16 protein-coding genes are annotated in these 17,100 nt (G+C 67.6%); 5 read left to right on the forward strand and 11 right to left on the reverse strand.

Annotated features, from left to right (window positions below; translation table 11 throughout):
• Positions 1 to 55: 55 nt before the first annotated feature.
• Both OH799_RS15225 and OH799_RS15230 read left to right on the forward strand, forming a co-directional pair.
• Positions 56 to 1,762, forward strand: a complete 1,707-nt coding sequence (locus tag OH799_RS15225) for an alpha/beta fold hydrolase (protein ID WP_406280728.1) — start codon at positions 56 to 58, stop codon at positions 1,760 to 1,762.
• A 224-nt stretch (positions 1,763 to 1,986) separates the two neighbouring features.
• Entirely contained in the window at positions 1,987 to 2,847 is an 861-nt protein-coding gene (locus OH799_RS15230) for a DNA polymerase beta superfamily protein (protein WP_406280730.1), read from the forward strand.
• Positions 2,848 to 3,300: 453 nt separating this feature from the next.
• Here the strand turns inward: OH799_RS15230 and OH799_RS15235 are convergent, their stop codons facing one another.
• The 9 genes from OH799_RS15235 to OH799_RS15275 form a co-directional block, all read right to left on the reverse strand.
• On the reverse strand, positions 3,301 to 3,504 hold the full coding sequence (locus tag OH799_RS15235; protein ID WP_054814460.1) for a cold-shock protein: 204 nt from the start codon (positions 3,502 to 3,504) through the stop codon (positions 3,301 to 3,303).
• A gap of 433 nt (positions 3,505 to 3,937) precedes the next feature.
• Complete coding sequence (gene iolD, locus OH799_RS15240; protein WP_406280733.1) at positions 3,938 to 5,779, reverse strand: 3D-(3,5/4)-trihydroxycyclohexane-1,2-dione acylhydrolase (decyclizing); 1,842 nt, start codon at positions 5,777 to 5,779, stop codon at positions 3,938 to 3,940.
• Positions 5,776 to 6,663 carry a 5-deoxy-glucuronate isomerase gene (iolB, locus tag OH799_RS15245; protein WP_406280735.1) on the reverse strand — a complete coding sequence of 296 codons (888 nt, stop codon included), beginning with the start codon at positions 6,661 to 6,663 and terminating at the stop codon, positions 5,776 to 5,778. The genes iolD and iolB overlap by 4 nt, the downstream gene beginning before the upstream one ends.
• A 43-nt stretch (positions 6,664 to 6,706) precedes the next feature.
• Positions 6,707 to 7,594, reverse strand: a complete 888-nt coding sequence (locus OH799_RS15250) for an aldolase (protein WP_406280737.1) — start codon at positions 7,592 to 7,594, stop codon at positions 6,707 to 6,709.
• Between the two features lie 37 nt (positions 7,595 to 7,631).
• Positions 7,632 to 8,570: a 5-dehydro-2-deoxygluconokinase gene (gene iolC / locus OH799_RS15255; RefSeq protein ID WP_406280739.1), complete on the reverse strand. Its 939-nt coding sequence runs from the start codon at positions 8,568 to 8,570 to the stop codon at positions 7,632 to 7,634.
• Between the two features lie 25 nt (positions 8,571 to 8,595).
• Complete coding sequence (locus OH799_RS15260) at positions 8,596 to 9,378, reverse strand: ATP-binding cassette domain-containing protein (RefSeq protein WP_406280742.1); 783 nt, start codon at positions 9,376 to 9,378, stop codon at positions 8,596 to 8,598.
• Positions 9,375 to 10,424: an ABC transporter permease gene (locus OH799_RS15265; RefSeq protein ID WP_406280744.1), complete on the reverse strand. Its 1,050-nt coding sequence runs from the start codon at positions 10,422 to 10,424 to the stop codon at positions 9,375 to 9,377. Before OH799_RS15265 ends, OH799_RS15260 begins: the two co-directional genes overlap by 4 nt.
• A 10-nt stretch (positions 10,425 to 10,434) precedes the next feature.
• Entirely contained in the window at positions 10,435 to 11,442 is a 1,008-nt protein-coding gene (locus OH799_RS15270) for a sugar ABC transporter substrate-binding protein (protein WP_406280746.1), read from the reverse strand.
• A 19-nt stretch (positions 11,443 to 11,461) separates the two neighbouring features.
• On the reverse strand, positions 11,462 to 12,358 hold the full coding sequence (locus OH799_RS15275) for a TIM barrel protein (protein WP_406280748.1): 897 nt from the start codon (positions 12,356 to 12,358) through the stop codon (positions 11,462 to 11,464).
• A gap of 253 nt (positions 12,359 to 12,611) precedes the next feature.
• Here OH799_RS15275 and OH799_RS15280 point away from each other — a divergent pair, with 253 nt between their 5' ends.
• On the forward strand, positions 12,612 to 13,616 hold the full coding sequence (locus OH799_RS15280) for a LacI family DNA-binding transcriptional regulator (RefSeq protein WP_406280750.1): 1,005 nt from the start codon (positions 12,612 to 12,614) through the stop codon (positions 13,614 to 13,616).
• 60 nt (positions 13,617 to 13,676) lie between these two features.
• Positions 13,677 to 14,693: a Gfo/Idh/MocA family oxidoreductase gene (locus OH799_RS15285; RefSeq protein WP_406280752.1), complete on the forward strand. Its 1,017-nt coding sequence runs from the start codon at positions 13,677 to 13,679 to the stop codon at positions 14,691 to 14,693.
• Positions 14,694 to 14,916: 223 nt separating this feature from the next.
• Here the strand turns inward: OH799_RS15285 and OH799_RS15290 are convergent, their stop codons facing one another.
• Positions 14,917 to 15,864 (reverse strand): zinc-binding alcohol dehydrogenase family protein, encoded by a 948-nt coding sequence (locus OH799_RS15290; RefSeq protein ID WP_406280754.1) that lies wholly within the window; start codon positions 15,862 to 15,864, stop codon positions 14,917 to 14,919.
• An 88-nt stretch (positions 15,865 to 15,952) separates the two neighbouring features.
• On the opposite strand from OH799_RS15290, the gene OH799_RS15295 reads away from it, so the two are divergent.
• The gene (locus tag OH799_RS15295; RefSeq protein ID WP_406280756.1) at positions 15,953 to 16,411 is read left to right on the forward strand and encodes a MarR family winged helix-turn-helix transcriptional regulator; all 459 of its coding nucleotides are present in this window, start codon (positions 15,953 to 15,955) and stop codon (positions 16,409 to 16,411) included.
• A 39-nt stretch (positions 16,412 to 16,450) separates the two neighbouring features.
• On the opposite strand, the gene OH799_RS15300 is transcribed toward OH799_RS15295, so the two are convergent.
• Positions 16,451 to 17,029: a hypothetical protein gene (locus OH799_RS15300; RefSeq protein ID WP_406280758.1), complete on the reverse strand. Its 579-nt coding sequence runs from the start codon at positions 17,027 to 17,029 to the stop codon at positions 16,451 to 16,453.
• Positions 17,030 to 17,100 lie beyond the last annotated feature (71 nt).

Here is a 17,100-nt window from a genome sequence, read left to right on the forward strand (position 1 = left end):
CCAGCAGTTTTCTTTGTCCAATGAATATGTAGACCGGTCTAGTCAGGAGAATGTCATGTCCGACAGCATTGTGTTCGGCGCCGCCGGGTTCCTCGGCCGCGCCGCGGTCGCCCACCTGCTCGAGCAAGGCCATTCCGTCACCGCCGCACTGCGGCAGGGCAGCGAGGAGCGACTCATCGGATGGCTGCGGAAACGCGGCGTTGACCTGGACGAGCTCGAAATGGTGGCGTGCGACGTCACCGCACCCGACCTCGGCCTACCCGCCGGGTTCGATCCCTCCGGCATCCGCGACGTCTACAACTGTGCGGCCCGCTTCGCCTTCGGACTCGCACCCGAGGATGCGTACGCGGTCAACGTCACCGGGGCGCTGCGGGTCCTCGACTGGGCCGCCGCACTACCTGGCCTACGGCGCGTGGTGCACATCACCGGATACCGGATCACCGTCGAGGAATCCGACGAACAGCACTACGAGCGGGGCGCGTACGGCGCGTCCAAGTTCGAATCTGATCCGCTCCTGCGGCGGCGTGCCGCCGAACTCGGGGTCGCGCTGACCATCGCGAACCCGAGCTCCGTGATCGGCCCCGGCCAATACGTCGGACTCGCGAGCGTGGTCGAGGAACTATGGCACGGCAGGCTCGCGGCGATTCCCGGCGGTCGGGACACCTTCGTTCCGATCGTCGATCTGGGTTACTTCACCGACTTCCTGATCGGTCTGCCCACCCTGCCGGACACCGCGGGCCGGTCGTACACCGTGCTCGATCCCCGAACTCCCGTGTTGCCGAAACTGATTCGCCTGCTGGCCACCCATCTGGGCGTCCGCGCGCCGCGCTTCTCGATTCCGGTGGGCGTGGTCGCGAGACTCCCGCGCGCGCTGACCGGCGCCGATCCGGAGTCGCTGACGTTCATCGCCGACGACCGCTACGACACGTCCGCCGCGGACGCGGTCGCGCGGCGGCTCGGGCTCACCATGCCGCCGACGGAGGCGACCGTGCTTGCGTGGGCCGACCATCTCGTAGCCAGCCGATTCGGGGCGGTAGAGGCCGATCCGTCCGCTGGATTCACCGACCGGGTCTGGGTTTCCGGTGAACGCGAAGATCCGGCCTACGTGCTGGTGCACGGCCTTCCACTGGACGGCGAGTCCTGGAACGAGGTCCGTGCCGAACTCGACGCGCCTAGCCTGGTGCTCGACCTGCCCGGGCTCGGGCGGTCGGCGCCAGGCGACATCGATGCGGTGCTGCCGGGATTGCCCTCGGTGCGCACTCGCCCTGTGCTGGTGGGGCATTCACTCGGTTGCGGCCCGGTGCTGCGGTATGCGGCCGCGCATCCGGAGCGGATCTCCGGTGTGGTGCTGGTCTCGCCCGCGTTCCTGCAACCGCGGTCCGGCATGCTGCTGCGCTCGCCGCTGGCGGCGGCGGCGCTGCGTCGGATCTCGGCCGCCGCCTTGGCGAAACAGCTCGGCGTGCCGGAGAGCGATGCTCTCGCGAACGCCGCGTGGGGCCTGCGCAGGCCCGGTGGCGCCGTCCGCACCATCGCGGCACTGCGCCGAGCAAGCGCGCCTGACCGGCGCGGCGAATTGCGTGCGCTACTCGACAAGATCGAGGTACCAGTGCGGATCATCGCCGGTTCCACCGATCCGGTCACTGTCGCGACAGCTCGGGACTCGATCTCGATCGAGGGCGCCGGCCACTACCCGCAATTGACCCATCCAGCGCGGCTCGCGGCCGAACTCGCCCGCGTATCCGCCGTCGCGGCGCGCGGCTGACCTCGTCCATCGAAGGAGCCCCGAAAAGGGAGGGAGCCGACCGGCCTCGGGAAGAGGCTCCGCCGATAGAACAATAGAGCTTCCAAATAACTCACCATTGCGCATCGAATACCAAAGAGGGAATAGCGGCACCATGTCGGTGCACCTATTCGGCGGCCGGAGCCGGGTCCGAACGACGAAAAAGGAGCTGCGTCGCGTTCGTTCGAACATCTACCATCGCGTCCATGTCCCTGCGCGCGATACCGGCTTCGATGGACCCGACGGTGGTCGGGTCCATCGATCGCGAACTGGATCGGGTCGAGCGGGAAAACCACGTGTCGATTCGACTCGCGATCGAAAGCGGCAGTCGCGCTTGGGGATTCCCCTCTCCGGACTCGGACTACGACTGCCGGTTCGTGTACGTCGCCCGGCTGGAGACCTATCTTTCCCCGTGGCGCGCCCGCGATGTGCTGGAGACGCCGCTCGCCGGCCTGCTCGACGTGAACGGCTGGGACCTGGCCAAGGCACTGCGCCTGCTGGTGCAGGGTAACGCGGTGCTCATCGAGTGGCTGATGTCGCCGATCGTGTACCGCGGTGACGCCCAGTTCCGCGGCCGGCTGCGCGCGGTGGCAGAGGACGTCGCCGACCGGAACAAGGTGGCGCGGCATTATCTGCATTTGGGCGCCAAGCAGTGGGCATTGTTCGACCGCGCGCGGTCGCTGAAGAAGGTGTTCTATTCGTTGCGTCCGGCGATGGCTCTGCGGTGGTTGCGCGAGCATCCCGGTGCGACGGTCGCCCCGATGCATCTGCCGACGCTGATGCGGCACTGCGATCTACCCGCCGACCTCGTGGCGGCGGTGGCCGAGCTGACCGAGCTGAAGTCGCGCACCCGCGAGATGGGTAGCGGGACGGCGCCCGCACCGATCGCCGCGTTCATCACGGCCGAATTCGACCGCGCCGCCGACGCGTTCCCCAAGTCGGGCAGCCGGGATTCCGCGCGAGCCAGAGCGATCACGGCGGAGTTCTTCCGCGCCGAGGCGCTGGCAGACCAGCCCCAGCCGATCGAGCCGATCGGACAGGATATTGGAGGCGATGCCTCCCTCTGATCCGGCGAGCAGTTCCCGGAAGTGGCGACGGTCGCCGAATATCACGTCACGCAGCACAAGCAGCGTCCGCCGATCGCCGATCACCTCGATCGTCGCGTTGATCGGGCATCCCGAACGTCCGCCGTCACGCATCCGGCACTCTCCGCATAGACAAATGCCGCTTGCAATAGACAACCAGTCTATCCAACATCGTGCGCAACCAATTGCAAACCGAAATCGCTAACGGCGCGAACGGCGCCGACATTGTGCGTACAACCTGTCGATCCCTCGCGACGGATCTGTCGCGGGACCGAACCAAGGCCTCGACATCCCGCTTGTGCGGGAGGCCTGCACCAGCGGGTGTTCGGTACTCCATACGCGGATTCGGAGCGGCGATCGAAGGCCAAAAAAATGCCCCGAACAGGGGAAAGGCCCCGCAACATTGTTCGGGGCCTTGAGAAAGCTAAGTCGCGATCAGAGAACGCGGACATCCTGGGCTTGGGGCCCCTTCTGTCCCTGGCCGATCTCGAACTCCACACGCTGCCCCTCATCGAGGGACCGGAAACCCGCGCCGCTAACAGCCGAGTAGTGCACAAAGACGTCGGGTCCTCCGCCGTCCTGCGCGATGAAGCCGAAGCCCTTCTCGCTGTTGAACCACTTCACAATGCCTTGAGCCATTTCATACTTTCTGTAGACGAGCCAGGTGTTGAAATCGATATGCCCTGGTCTCGTAGATCAACGATGCCATGATCCGACGAATTACTCCACCTTCAGCCCAAAAAACTGTGAGCTATCCAACGCTCAGCAGCGGGCTGCGTCTGTCACCTCCCACGCTCGGTCGGGTCACGATCCGGACAAAACCACCGGAACAGTCACTCGAGAACCCGCACTTCTCGCCGGGTGCGCTCGCCGTCGTCCTCGACGAGCGCACCCCGATCGCATGGGCTACCGCGCCGGGCATCATGAACTCCTTCTTCGACGCGGTTCGACACCGATACGCTTCTGCTACCAGTTTCCTTGAGCCCCAATGTGATACAGCTTACCGCATGCGGATTCCAACGCTTCAGCCCACGGGTCGGGGCGGGCCACGCACCAGTGTCGAGTTCTCTGTTCACGGCCGCAGATAGCGCACTTGGTTCGGCTTCGACTCGTCATAAGCGGCCCGACCCGACAGGTACTCCGGCACGCCGACCTCCCACCAGGCGCCCGCCTCGGTCCACGCGGACGGCTGGGTACGCACCACGACCACGGCCGGCCCGGATGTGCCGGCCGCCGCCGCCCGCGCTCGTCTGTAGGCGGCACGAAATTCGTGCAGGTCGGATGCGGTGAAGACGGCGCATCCCAGCGCTGCGGCATGGGCGGCGAAGTCGACGCGGGGCGGCTGCTGGTGATTGGTGCGGCAGTCGGCGTAGAAGTTGTTGAACGCGGCGCCACCCTGGCCCTCCTGCAGACGGGCGATCACGGCGTAGCCGTCGTTGTCGCACACCACCGCGACGAACGGGTGCCCAGCGAAGGCCGCCGAGAACAATTCCGAGTTCAACATCAGATAGGAGCCATCCCCGAGCAGCGTCGTCACCACGCCGTCCCGGTGCGCCATGGCCGCACCCCACGCGCCGGCGAGCTCGTAGCCCATGCAGGAGAAGCCGTACTCGACGTCCATCGTGGGCGCTCCGCCCGACGCGCGCCAGCCACCGACGAGCTCACCGGGCAAACCACCGGATGCCGTCATGACGTAGTCGCTCGGCCCGCTCAGCTCATTCACCACCCCGACGACCTGGGCGTAGCTCGGCGTGCCGGGCGTCGGTGCGCGCAACTTATCGATATGCGAGTCCCAGGTGCTGCGCAGAACCGCGGCGCGCGCGGTCCACGCCGAATCCGCACGCCACTGTCCCAGCTGCCCGGCCAGCTCCCGCACGGTGGCCTCGGCGTCGCCGACCACGGCGATGGCACCGTGCTTGACGGCATCGAACCGTGCCGCGTTGACCGTCACAAGGCGCACGTCCGGCGCGAAGACGGTCCAGGACGCCGTGGTGAAATCCTGCAACCTGGTTCCGACCGCGAGGACCAAGTCAGCCTCGGCCGCCATCGCGTTCGCCGACGCCGAGCCCGTGATACCGAGCGGACCCGCGTACAGCGGATGATCGTGCGGCACCAAGGTGCGTCCCGCGGTGGTCTCCGCGATCGGAATGCCGACGTGCTCGGCGAATTCCACGGTGGTGCGACCCGCGCCCGAATACCGAACGCCACCACCGAGAACCAACAGCGGACGCCGCGCGGCGCACAGCGTGGCGGCGGCTTCGGTGAGTGCTTGCTGATCTGGGCGTGGCCGCGCGACGCGGTGCACGACGGGAGCGAACAGCGCGTCGGGGAAATCGTAGGTCTCGGCCTGGACATCCTGCGGGAGCGCGAGGACGACCGGCCCGGCTTCCGCTGTGTCAGTGAGCACCCGAACGGCCTGGGACAGTGTGGAAATCAGCTGCTCCGGGCGGGTGATGCGGTCGAAATACCGGCTCACCGCACGGAACGCGTCGTTTACCGTGACGGTCGGGTCACCGAAGTGCTCGACCTGTTGGAGTACCGGGTCCGGTGCCCTACCGATGAAGGTGTCGCCCGGAAGTAGCAGCAGCGGAAGGCGATTCGCGTGCGCGACGCCCGCTGCCGTCACCATGTTCAACGCGCCTGGACCGATCGAGGAGGTCGCGACGCCGACCTGGCGGCGGTGCGTGGCCTTGGCGTAACCGACGGCCGCGAGTGCCATCCCCTCTTCGGTCTGCCCGCGCCAGACCGGGATCTCCGCGCGCCGCTCGTACAACGCGGTGCCCAGGCCGAGCACGTTGCCGTGCCCGAAGATCCCGAACACCGCCGGAAACAGCGGCACTTCACGGCCGTCGAGTGTCTCGGAGCGCTGGGCGACCAGCCAGGCCACCAGCGCCTGCGCTGTGGTCAGCTTCATCCGATCCGTCCTTCGTGAGTGGTGACCGGACAGCGCGGGTCGATCGGCTCGGCGTCCCACCGCGCGCGCACCCAGTGGTGCGCCGGGTCGTCGCAGAACGCCATCGACCGATCCTGCGCCGGACCCGCCAGCACGTTGAGGTAGTACATCGGGTAGCCGGGCGCGGCAACGCACGGGCCGTGGTAGCCGCGCGGGACCAGGAACACGTCCCCGTCCCGCACTGCGACGGCCTCGTCCAACGCTCCGTCGACCGTGTAGGTCCGGTGCAGGCCGAACCCCTCGCGTGCGGGTGTGATCCCGTCACGTCCGGCGATGCGGAAGTAGTAGATCTCCTCGTTGACGACCTCGCAGTCGCTCTCCTCGTCGTGCTTGTGCGGCGGGTAGGACGACCAGTTGCCGTCCGGGGTGATCAGCTCGCAGGCGTTGAGCTTGTCGGCGTGCTCCCAGACGCCGGGTACGCCGAAATTGGTGACCTGCCGGGTTGCTACGCCCGCGCCGCGGACTTCCACCGCAATCTGTTCCGCCGGACCGTATTTCGGTGTCAATCGACGGGTGCAGCGCGCCATCGGCAACGCCACCTCCAGATCGCCTTCCGCCACGATGTCCACCTCGGCGTCGCGCGGAACGTAGGCGAAATCCGTCACACGGGTGAAGACCGATTTCCGTCCCGTCAGTGTGAAGGCCCTACCGTCGACGCGCACGGTGCATCCCCCGGCCAGCGGGAGGACGAACGCCTCGAATTCCCCGGTCCGCACGGTCCGCGCTGTTCCCGCGCCGATCCGCAGCACCCGCAGTCCCGTGTAGGTCCATCCGGCCTCCTCGGGGGTCAGCAGGATCGGGTCGCCGTCGCGGCGCAGCGTCCCCTCAGGCCGATGCAACGTCATCGCGTCTCGATCCAGCGCCGCGTGCCAACGCCACCCCGGCGACTCATCGGGCTTCCTTCAACAGGCGGGCGGCGGTATCCACCGCTCGAGCGACGTCGCCGTCCGGCGGATACAGCAGGGTGCGTCCGACTACCAGACCGCGGACCACGTCGTGGCCGAGCGCGCCGTACCAGAATGCGAGATCCGCCGCCGGGTCGCCGGAGGGCGCGCCGCCGAGCACGACCACCGGGAGGGTTGTCGCGTCCAGTACCGAAATATCCTGTGGTGCGGGAATTTTCAGCCAGGTGTAGGCAGAGGTGACGCCGAGGCCGGAGGCCACCGTGATCGCCCTGGACAGCGATGGCGCGTCCTTGCTCATCACCAGCGCGCCGGAATCGTCCCGGTGGTAGGGCAACGGCTCGACCATCGCCATCAGCCCGTGCGCCGCCAATTCGGAGACCGCCTGCGCGCAGGCTTGCAGGGTCGGCACCGTCCCGGCGTCGGAATCGACCAAGCGCAACAGCATTTTGCCGCCGTCGAGGCGAAAGCGCGCAAGAGATTGGGCGTCGTAACCGGTGAAGCGGTCGTCGATCTCCCATTCCGCGCCGGCCAATCCGCCACGGTTCATCGAGCCGATCACGACCTTGTCGTCCAGCGCGTCCAACAGCAGCAACTCCTCCACCACGTCCGGTGAACCGAGCACGCCGTCTACGTCCGGGTTCTCCAACGCGATCAGCAGCCGTTCCAGCAGGGTGCGCCGGTCGGCCATGGCCGTGCGGTCCGCGCCGACACCGAGGGCGCCGCGGGCCGGGTGATCCGCGGCGACCAGGAACAGGGTCTGCTTGCCCGCCAGCAGGCTCGGGCGCCGCACCCGTTCCACATACGCCCGTTCGACCGCCGCGGGTTCGGTCGCGCGGACGCGCAGCAGCTCACGCCAGCGATCGTCGGTCACATGCACGGCTTCCTCCGTTCCGCGGTCCGGCTCCGACTCAGCCGCATAGCAATTCCTCGATCTCCGCCTCGGTCGGCATCGCGTCGGCGCAGGCGAGGCGCGAGGCCACCAGCGCGCCCGCGGCGTTGGCGTAGGTGGCGATCCGCTGCGGGTCCCAGTCCGACAGCAGACCGTGGATCAGCGCACCGCCGAATCCGTCGCCGGCGCCGAGCCCGCACACCACCTCGACGGGGCATGGCGGTACCGTCCATCGTTCGGAGTCGTCGGCCACAAGCACCCCGTCGGCACCTCGCTTGATCACCGCGAAGCGCACGCCGCGCGCCAGCAACCGGTCCGCCGCCGCGTGCGGGTCCGCGGTACCCACCGCCACCTGGACCTCGGTGCGGTTGCCGACCACTACGTTCACGTGGTCGAGCATCCAGCCGATCTCGGCTCGCGCGGTGTCCACGTCGGGCCAGAACATCGGCCGGTAGTCGAGATCGAGCACGGTGTACCCGCGTCGCGCGCGCCGCCGCAGGATCGCGCGCTGTGTACTGCTCCCCGGCTCGGCGCTCACGCCGGTGCCGGTGACCCAGAGCAGCGGTACCGAATCCACCACCTCCCACGGGACCTCGTCCTCGGTGATGGTGAGATCCGGCGCGATCGGCGCCCGATAGAACAGCAGCGGCGGGTCGGTGGGCGGCGCGAGCTCGCAGAACACCACCGGCGTCAGCAGATTCGGCGCCGTCGTGACGTAACGAGACGAGACGCCGAAACCGTCGAGCGCCGAGCGCACGAAATCGCCGAAACCGTCGGGCCCCACCTTGGTCAGCACCGCCGACCGCCTGCCGAGCCGGGCGGCGGCCACCGCGACATTGGTTGCAGTGCCGCCCAGGAACTTCGCGAAGGTCCGCACCTGCGCCAGCCCGACGCCGCTCTGCTCCGGATACAGGTCCACCCCGACCCGGCCGATGGTCAGCGCCTCCAGATCCGTCACCGGCTGGCCTCCTGTCTGCCCGGATTCATGGCGTCACCACCCGCCGCAGCTCGTGCTGCAGGGCGTCCAATTCCGCACCGCCCGCCATCTGGCGGGTCAGCTCCTGCACGTCGATCTCCGATTTCTCGTACGCACCGAGCACGGCGCCCCGCTTCAGCAACAGGAATCGGTCGCCGACCGGGTAGGCGTGATGCGGGTTGTGCGTGATGAGGACGACGCCGAGGCCGCGATCGCGCGCCTGCACGACGTACTTCAGCACCACCCCGGCCTGTTTCACGCCCAACGCCGCGGTCGGCTCGTCGAGAATGAGCACCTTCGCGCCATAGTGCACGGCGCGCGCGATAGCGATGCACTGCCGTTGGCCGCCCGAAAGCGTGCCGACCGGCTGTTCCAGGTCGCGAATGTCGATACCCATGTCCGCCAACGCGGTTCGTGCGATCTCGACGCCCTTTTTGCGATCCAGCAGCCGGATCGGGCCGTATCCGACGGTGGGTTCGGAGCCGAGCACGAAATTGCGCCACACGCTCATCAGCGGCACCACCGCCAAGTCCTGATACACCGTGGCGACGCCGCGATCCAATGCCGCACGTGGCGAGGAGAACCGGACCGATTCGCCCTCCACCCGCAGCTCGCCGCGGTCGTGCTGGTGCACCCCGGCCAGGATCTTGATCAACGTGGACTTTCCCGCGCCGTTGTCGCCGAGTACGCAGGTCACCTCGCCCGCGTTCACTACGGTGGACACCTCGCGCAACGCGACGACACCGCCGTAGCTCTTGCCGAGGTCGACGGCTTCGATGAGGGGGGTCATCGGCGTACCCTTTCGGCCCGCTTCTGGAATCTGTTGTTGACCAACACCGCGGCCAGCAGCAGCCCCCCGAGAAACAACATGAACCAGTCGCTGTCCCAGCGGGCGAACACGATGCCCTGGCGGGCCATGCCGAAGATCAGCGCGCCGGTCGCGGCGCCGACCGCCGAGCCGAAGCCGCCGGTCAGCAGGCACCCGCCCACCACGGCAGCGATGATGTAGTGCAGCTCGAGCCCGACGCCCTGGTTGGCCTGCACGCTCGCGAAGCGGAGGATGTTGCAGGAGCCGACCACCCAGCCGGCGAACGCGGTACCCATGAACAGCAGGATCTTCGTGCGATCGGCGGGCACGCCGACTGCACGGGCGCTGGGCAGCTCCCCGCCCACCGCGAAGATCCAGTTGCCGAACCTGGTACGCACCAAGATGATCGCCGCGAGAACGGTCAGCACGATCCACCACACCACCGAGGCCTGGATACGGGCGTCGCCGATGTTCAGCGTCGAGGCGAACACCCAGCCCGCCGACTGGTAGCCGTCGGCGGCGCGCACGCCCGACACCTGAACCGTGTCGGTAACCAACCGCGTTACACCGAGATTCAAGCCTTGCAACGCGAGGAACGTGCCGAGGGTGACGATGAAGCTCGGCAGGCCCGTGCGCATCACCACCCAGCCGTTGAACGCGCCGACAGCGAGGGCGAACACCAACGATGCCAGCAGCGCGAACCATACGTTCCACCCGGCGTGTACCGCGAGCAACGCGGTGACGAGCGCGGTGGAGGCGGTCATCACGCCCGCCGACAGGTCGAACTCGCCGCCGATCATGAGCAGGGCCACGGCCACCGCCATGATGCCCAGCGTGGACGAATCATCCAGCCAAGTCGCCACGCCGAGCGGACTGAGGAACCGATCGGTGATGATCGAGAAGAACACGAACACGAGCAGCGCGCCGAGCGCTGCCCCGATTTCCGGCCGCAGGAACAGGCGCTGCAGCGGCGAGGGGCCCGCGGTCTGGTCCTGCGTCGCGTCGGAAGTCTTTGTCACAACGGTCATGTCGTCCACCTCACCGCGTGCCTTGCGCGACCAGCGCGGCCACGGCGTCGACGTTGCTCTTGTCGACGAAGCCAGGGCCGGTCTGCACCGGCACGCCGCCTCCGACGGTGTTCAGATTCGACCGGTAGAGCTGCAGCAGCACGATCGGCAGGTAGCCCTGCTCGTATTGCTGCTGGTCGACCGCGAACAGGAGCTTGCCTGCCTGGATCGCTTCCACCACATCCGAATTCAGGTCGAAGGTCGCAACCGTTGCCGCCGACCTAGCTTCTCGTGCCGCGTCCACCGCCCGCGCGGCGATCTGGGAAGTCAGCGTCAAGACCGCGTCGATGGAGCGGTCGGCCTCCAGCGCGCCCTTGATCCGAGACTGCACGTCGGTCGGGTTGTTGATGTCCACCTGGAGCGTGGTCGCGTTGCCGAAGGCCTTCGTCGCGCCGCCGCAGCGTTCGCTGGCGCCGACATTGCCCGCCTCGTGGATCACGCAGAGCAACTTGCCGCGCCCGGCGTCCGCGAGCCGTCTACCCGCGGCCTGGCCCGCGAGCGATTCGCTCTGGCCCACATGGGCGAACGCACCGAACTTCGCGCTCTCGGCCTCGCCGGAATTGATCGTCACCACTGGGATGCCCGCGGCGACGGCCTTTTCGAGGGATGGCCGCAACGCCTCGGGGTTGGCCATGGAAACGACGAGGCCATCGACGCCCTGTGCCACCGCGTTGTCGATCAGCTTCGCCTGCTGGCCGGGGTCACCCGAGGCGTTGTACTCGACGCGGACGCCGAGATTCTTGCCCGCGGCCTCCGCCCCGTTCTTGACGACGTTCCAGAACGCGTCGCCCGGGCTGCCGTGTGTCACCACCGCTACCGACTCCAGTCGGCCCGCCGCGACCGGTGCCTGTGACGGCGCAGGCGCGTCCGTGCCGGGCCCGCTGCACGCGGCCAGGAGGGCGGCCGTGGCGACCCACGGCAGCAGGCGACCCTGGCGCCGCCACCACGCGGTCGCATCGCTCGGTGGTCTCAGAGACATCGTTGTCATCACTTTCCAACTAGATTCGTGCCGCGGCGGGCGCGATGTCCGCGAGGTGACGCAGACTCCGTTCGGTGTCGCGGCGCGGCAGGTCCGCCGAGCCGGTCGGCAGCAGGGCGGTGTCCTGTTCCATCACATACCAGCCCCGGTAGCCCGCGGCGCGGACGCTGCGCACCAGCGCCTCGATGTCGACGTCGCCCTCGCCGAGTGGAACATACAGCCCGCGCCGCACCGCCTCGCTGTACTCCAGCGTGGCGCCGCGCACCTGGTCGGCCAGTGCGCTGCGGACATCCTTGAGGTGGATGTGCCCGATCCGTTCGGCATATCGCCGTGCGAGCCGCACAGGGTCGGTGCCGCCGATCAGCAAATGCCCGGTGTCCAGGCAGATGTCGAGCTCGGAGTCGGCGAGGAAACGCTCGACCTCGGTCTCGCTCTCCACGTGCGTGCCGACGTGTGGGTGCAGTACCGTGCGTAGGCCACGTTCGGCGGCGACGTCGCGGATCGCGGCGGCGGCGTCCACCAACGTGCGCCATTCGGTGTCGTCGAGCTGTGGGCGCGAATCGTAGCCGCAGAGTCCGGTGGCGGCGGCGAGGACGAGGACCTCGGCGCCGGTAGCCGCCAGCAGCGCGGTGGTGTCCTTCACCTGTGCGATCGCCTCGCGGGGGTTCCGGTGCAGCACGAGGGCCAGAAACCCGCCGACCGAGGCGATCCCGTAGCCCTCGAGCAGCCTCCGCAGCGCGGCCGGGTCGCGCGGGAAATAGCCAGGTGGGCCGAGCTCGGTAGCGGACAGGCCGAGCTCGGCCATTTCCGACAGGACGGTGCGCGCGTCGAGCATGTGACCCCAGCCGGGAACCTCGCAGACTCCCCAGGAGATCGGAGCGGCCGCGATACGCAGCGGGTAGAGCGATTCCGTCATCGGCACTTCTCCGACCTTCAGTGTCGAGTTGAAGCGGTTGGAGCGCTCCAACTATGTAACGTGGGTCATAGTGTGTCAAGAACTCTCCGTGGCCCGATTCTATCGCCACTACCTGGCAATACACCGCAATACATGCAGAGCCTCCGAGAAATAGTTTTCGGGAAATGTCTTGTTAGAGCGCTCTATTGCTCAGGATTCGCCGATCTTGTATCGTCCGACCGGGCACGGTTCACCGAACGGGAACGGAGGCGACATGGCGCGACCCACCATGGAAGACGTCGCCGAGCGCGCCGGCGTTTCCCGTGCCCTCGTTTCGCTCGTCATGCGCGAATCCCCCAAAGTCAGCGAGCACCGCCGCCGGGCCGTGCTGGAAGCCGCGAAAGACCTCGGATACCAGCCGCACATCTTGGCGCGCTCGCTGGCCAGCCGGACCTCCAACATCGTGGGCGTCATGGTCTCCGACCTCCGCAACGCCTTCTTCGCCGACGTCGTCGAGGGCATGGACGCCGCGGCGCAGGACTGCGGCCTCGAACTGATCCTCAACACCGGCCGCCGCAGCGCCGCCCGCGAACGCACCGCTCTGGAGAGCCTGCTGTCCTTCCGGCCCGGCGGCGTCATCCTGCTCTCCCCCATTCTGCCCGCCGCCGCGATTCGCGAAGCGGCACAACAGGCACCGCTCGTGCTGGTCTCCCGCAGCTCCACGGTCGCCGACATCGACACGGTCAACGACGACGGCGAGATCGGCGCGGGCCTGGCCGTCGATCACCTGGTGTCCCTGGGGCATCGGCGCATCGTGCACCTCGACGGCGGTGCCGCCTTCACCTCCGCGCCGCGCCGCAAGGGCTACCGTGCCGCCATGACACGCCACGGTCTGGAGCCGATGGTCATCCCGAGCGAGCACACCGACTCCGCGGGCATGATCGCGGTGCGTAAATTGTTGAACCTGTTCTCTCGCAGCGACTTTCCCACCGCGCTGGTCTGTGGAAACGACTTCAACGCGGTCGGAGCGATGTCCGCACTAGAGGAAGCGGGATTGCGCGTGCCGGAAGATGTTTCGGTCATCGGATACGACAACACGTCGTTGGCCGCGCTGCGCCACCTCGCCTTGACCACCATCGACCAGCCACGCGTCCGAATGGGCCACCTGGCCGTCGAGGCGCTCGCCGAACGCCTCCGCGACGGACGTACCGCCCCGATCCGACGCCGTCTACAGCCTTCCCTCGTCGTCCGCTCGACCACGAGCGCCCCCGGCCACTGAACCGCCTCGCGAGCGGCCGATCACCGACCGCACATCGAGATTTCACCCGAAGGAGAGCCGATGTCATCCGATAAAGCCATTACCTTGGGCCTGGCCGGAACCGGCCGAATCGGAACCTTGCACACCGAAACCCTCGAGCACCTCCCGAATGTCACCACCGTCGTCGTCGCCGACGCCGACACCGACCGGGCCCGCGCCACCGCCACCGCACTCGGCGTCGAATTCGCCCCCGACCTAGACACCCTCTTCGCCTCCGACCTCGACGGCCTCGTCATCGCCACCGCCACCGACTCCCACCCCGCCCTCATCATCCGCGCCGTCGACGCGGGCATCCCCGTCTTCTGCGAGAAGCCGGTAGCCGCCGACATCGAAGGCACCCGCACCGTCATCGACCACATCCGGCACTCCGCCGTCCCGGTCCAGATCGGGTTCCAACGCCGCTTCGATGCCGGCTACCGCGCCGCGCGTGCGGCCATCAGGTCCGGCGACCTCGGATGGCTGCATACCCTGCGTGCCACCACCCTCGATCCGGCGCCACCGCCCGCCGAATACATCGCACGGTCGGGTGGGTTGTTCCGGGACTGCGGGGTGCATGATTTCGATATCATTCGGTGGGTGACGGGACGGGAAGTCACCGAGGTCTACGCGGTCGGCGCCAACCGCGGAGAGTCCTTCTTCGCCGACGCGGGCGACGTCGACACCGCCGCCGTCGTGCTGCGTCTGGACGACGGCGCCCTCGCCACCGTCTCCCTCACCCGATACAACGCGGCGGGGTACGACGTCCGACTGGAAGCGTTGGGCTCCAAGGGAAACGCCATAGTCGGCCTGGACGACCGTTCACCGTTGTCGTCGGTCGAGCCCGGCCACACCCCTTCCCCTCACCCCGCCTACCCAGGCTTCATCGAACGCTTCCGCCGCGCCTACACCGAAGAATTGGCCGCCTTTGTCTCCGTCGCGATCGGCGATCTCGACAACCCATGTAGCCCCACCGACGCCCTCGAGGCGTTCTATATCGCTGAGGCTTGCGAAATATCGCGCCGGGAAGCACGGCCGGTCAAGGTAGCCGAAATTCGCTGAGGTTCCGCTTCGCCGGCCCGCCTACCGGCGACAAGCTCTGCGTCGACGAGGCGTGTACAAGCCCTCGGCGACGTCGGGGAAACCGGCAGCTGCCCGGCCTTCGGCTTCTTCTGCCGGCGGGGCAGATCGTAGGCGGCCAGGATCTCCACGTCGGTTTTCGTCGCTGAGCAACCACGCCACCCTTCCGGTCCCGCGGCGTGTCCGTCGGACCGGAAGGCCCGGCTCAGCCGACGCGGACGATGCTCTTGCCGCGGGTCTGTCCGCCGGCCAGATTCGCGATCGCGGTCTCGACGTCGGACAACTCATATTCGGCGGTGATGTCGATGCGCACCGACCCGTCGGCGACCAGGACCAGGGCGCGGGCGGCGCTGTCGGCCAGCCGCTGCGGACGGGTCTGGCTTGCCAGGTTGCTGTTATAGGTAAGCAGGGATTGTCCGCGCATCAGCAGGTCGTTGGCGGACACGGTAACCGGTTCGAAGGTGGCGATGTTGCCGTAGACCACGATCCGTCCGTGCGCCGCCAGCCGCGCCAGGTTCGCGATGCGGGCCTGACCGCCGATCGGATCCAGGATCACGTCGAAGGACTCCTCACCCAGGGCGGCGGGGAACTCGTCGCGGGTCAGCACCTGGTGGTAGCCGAATCGGCGGGCGTAATCGAGCTGATCGGGATTGCCGACCACACCGACAATCCGTTCCGCGCCCGCCGCGGCGGCGAACTGTCCCGCCAGCGAACCGACGCCCCCGGCGGCGGCGTGGATCAGCACGCTGTCCCCAACCCGTACTGCGGCCACGGTGTTGATCAGGTCATAGGCGGTCGGCGCGACCCACCCGAACCCCGCCGCGTCACGCAAATTGAGTCCAGCGGCATTGATCGCCAGCACCGCGGGCGCGATCACGAACTCGGCGTAGCCGCCCCCGCTGATAAGCGCGGTGACCTGTTCCCCGAGGCGGGCCTGGTCCACACCGTCGCCGACCGCGACGATCGCACCCGATGCCTCGAAACCCGGCACGAACGGACGCGGGATCGGGAAATGCCCCTCGCGCACCAGCACATCCCCGTACTGCACGCCGGCATAGGCGACCCTGATCGCGACCTCACCGGGCCCCGGAACAGGCTCAGCCACCTCGCTCATCCGGAACTGGTCGTCGGTGTCCAGAACAACAGCCTTCATCACATTCAACTTTCTGTCTTGACTCAGTATCCTGATACAGAGAACTTAAGCAGTATCAGATACCTGAGTCAAATGAGGGAGTTGTGACATGGCTGACCTGCCGGTCGAGGAGTACCTGTGCACCCGTCTCCGTCGCGCCGAGCAAGCGCTGATGGCCCACCACGAGGCGGTGCTGCGTGGCTACGGGCTGACCATGATCCAATACACGGTGCTGCTCACCCTGTCCCGCGAGGACGGCATGTCCGGCGCCCAGCTGGCCCGCGCGTGCGGCGTCACCCAGCAGAGCATGGCGACCGTCCTGACTGGCATGCAAAACAAGGAACTCATCGACCGGCAACCCTCCCCGGTGCACGCGAAAGTCATGATCACCACCCTCACCGCCGCCGGCCGCGACGTGCTCGACCGCGCCTACCAGGAAGTCGTCGTGCTCGAACGTGCCCTCACCCACCGCTTCGCCCCCGACGAGCACGCACTGTTCTGCGAGTTCCTCGACCGTGCCACCGCCACCCTCGCCGAGCAGACACCCACCACACACGCCAGCCGGTAACCCAGGCACACGCTGAGGAAAGCCGTGTCCACCAGCGTGTCAGCTCTCCTGTCCGCCAGCGGGGAGATCCACCTCGCCGCTGACAACAGAGGGAAGCCAATCTCGGTAGCTTGCCGGGAGCGCACCGCTACGAACCTCGAGGTCGGCACGCGCGCATGCGTAGAAATCATCGCGTCGCAGCGCCAGCTCCTTGTAGTAACGGTCGTAGGCGTCCTGATCGACCTCGTCTCCTCCTGTCGCCGAACTGAACTTCCAGGCAGCCTCATGCCACCTTCGGGCAGCGCTGACAGCTGCCGGAGACCCCAGTAAGAGCACTACTTCCCACTTGACCGTGCGTTCGGTGGACGCCTCCGCCAGCGCTCGACCACCGACATCGAGGTCGATCGGCTCGGAGTTCGTTGCGTACCCCCGTGCTGCTGCCAGCCGGTATGCCACCTGCACGTAGCTTTTGAGAGCACTCGCATATTCGATGTACGCGGTCAACCGCTTGTCGTCCCACCGTGTGTCTTGGCTCCGCCGCCACTTCGCACGCTCGGTGAACGTCGTCGCGGCGAACGTAGCGCCCGCACCGAGGACCACCCCGACAAGCGTGAGGAGCTGTTGCACTATTGGGCTCACGACCCCATTCTGCCTACCGCACAGCAGGATCAGGCCCAGACGCCGGTGTGGCTGCAGCAGACAGCCTTTCC

It is taken from the genome of Nocardia sp. NBC_00881, from assembly GCF_045207455.1.
Taxonomy (GTDB): Bacteria; Actinomycetota; Actinomycetes; order Mycobacteriales; family Mycobacteriaceae; genus Nocardia.

Coding starts and splice junctions, on each gene's coding strand:
- OH799_RS15230 (WP_406280730.1), top strand. CDS start 1,987: ATGTCCCTGCGCGCGATACCGGCTTCGATGGACCCGACGGTGGTCGGG.
- iolD (WP_406280733.1), bottom strand. CDS start 5,779: ATGAAGCTGACCACAGCGCAGGCGCTGGTGGCCTGGCTGGTCGCCCAG.
- OH799_RS15225 (WP_406280728.1), top strand. CDS start 56: ATGTCCGACAGCATTGTGTTCGGCGCCGCCGGGTTCCTCGGCCGCGCC.
- iolB (WP_406280735.1), bottom strand. CDS start 6,663: ATGACGTTGCATCGGCCTGAGGGGACGCTGCGCCGCGACGGCGACCCG.
- OH799_RS15290 (WP_406280754.1), bottom strand. CDS start 15,864: ATGAAGGCTGTTGTTCTGGACACCGACGACCAGTTCCGGATGAGCGAG.
- OH799_RS15270 (WP_406280746.1), bottom strand. CDS start 11,442: ATGTCTCTGAGACCACCGAGCGATGCGACCGCGTGGTGGCGGCGCCAG.
- OH799_RS15280 (WP_406280750.1), top strand. CDS start 12,612: ATGGCGCGACCCACCATGGAAGACGTCGCCGAGCGCGCCGGCGTTTCC.
- OH799_RS15295 (WP_406280756.1), top strand. CDS start 15,953: ATGGCTGACCTGCCGGTCGAGGAGTACCTGTGCACCCGTCTCCGTCGC.
- OH799_RS15260 (WP_406280742.1), bottom strand. CDS start 9,378: ATGACCCCCCTCATCGAAGCCGTCGACCTCGGCAAGAGCTACGGCGGT.
- OH799_RS15265 (WP_406280744.1), bottom strand. CDS start 10,424: ATGACCGTTGTGACAAAGACTTCCGACGCGACGCAGGACCAGACCGCG.
- OH799_RS15275 (WP_406280748.1), bottom strand. CDS start 12,358: ATGACGGAATCGCTCTACCCGCTGCGTATCGCGGCCGCTCCGATCTCC.
- OH799_RS15235 (WP_054814460.1), bottom strand. CDS start 3,504: ATGGCTCAAGGCATTGTGAAGTGGTTCAACAGCGAGAAGGGCTTCGGC.
- OH799_RS15285 (WP_406280752.1), top strand. CDS start 13,677: ATGTCATCCGATAAAGCCATTACCTTGGGCCTGGCCGGAACCGGCCGA.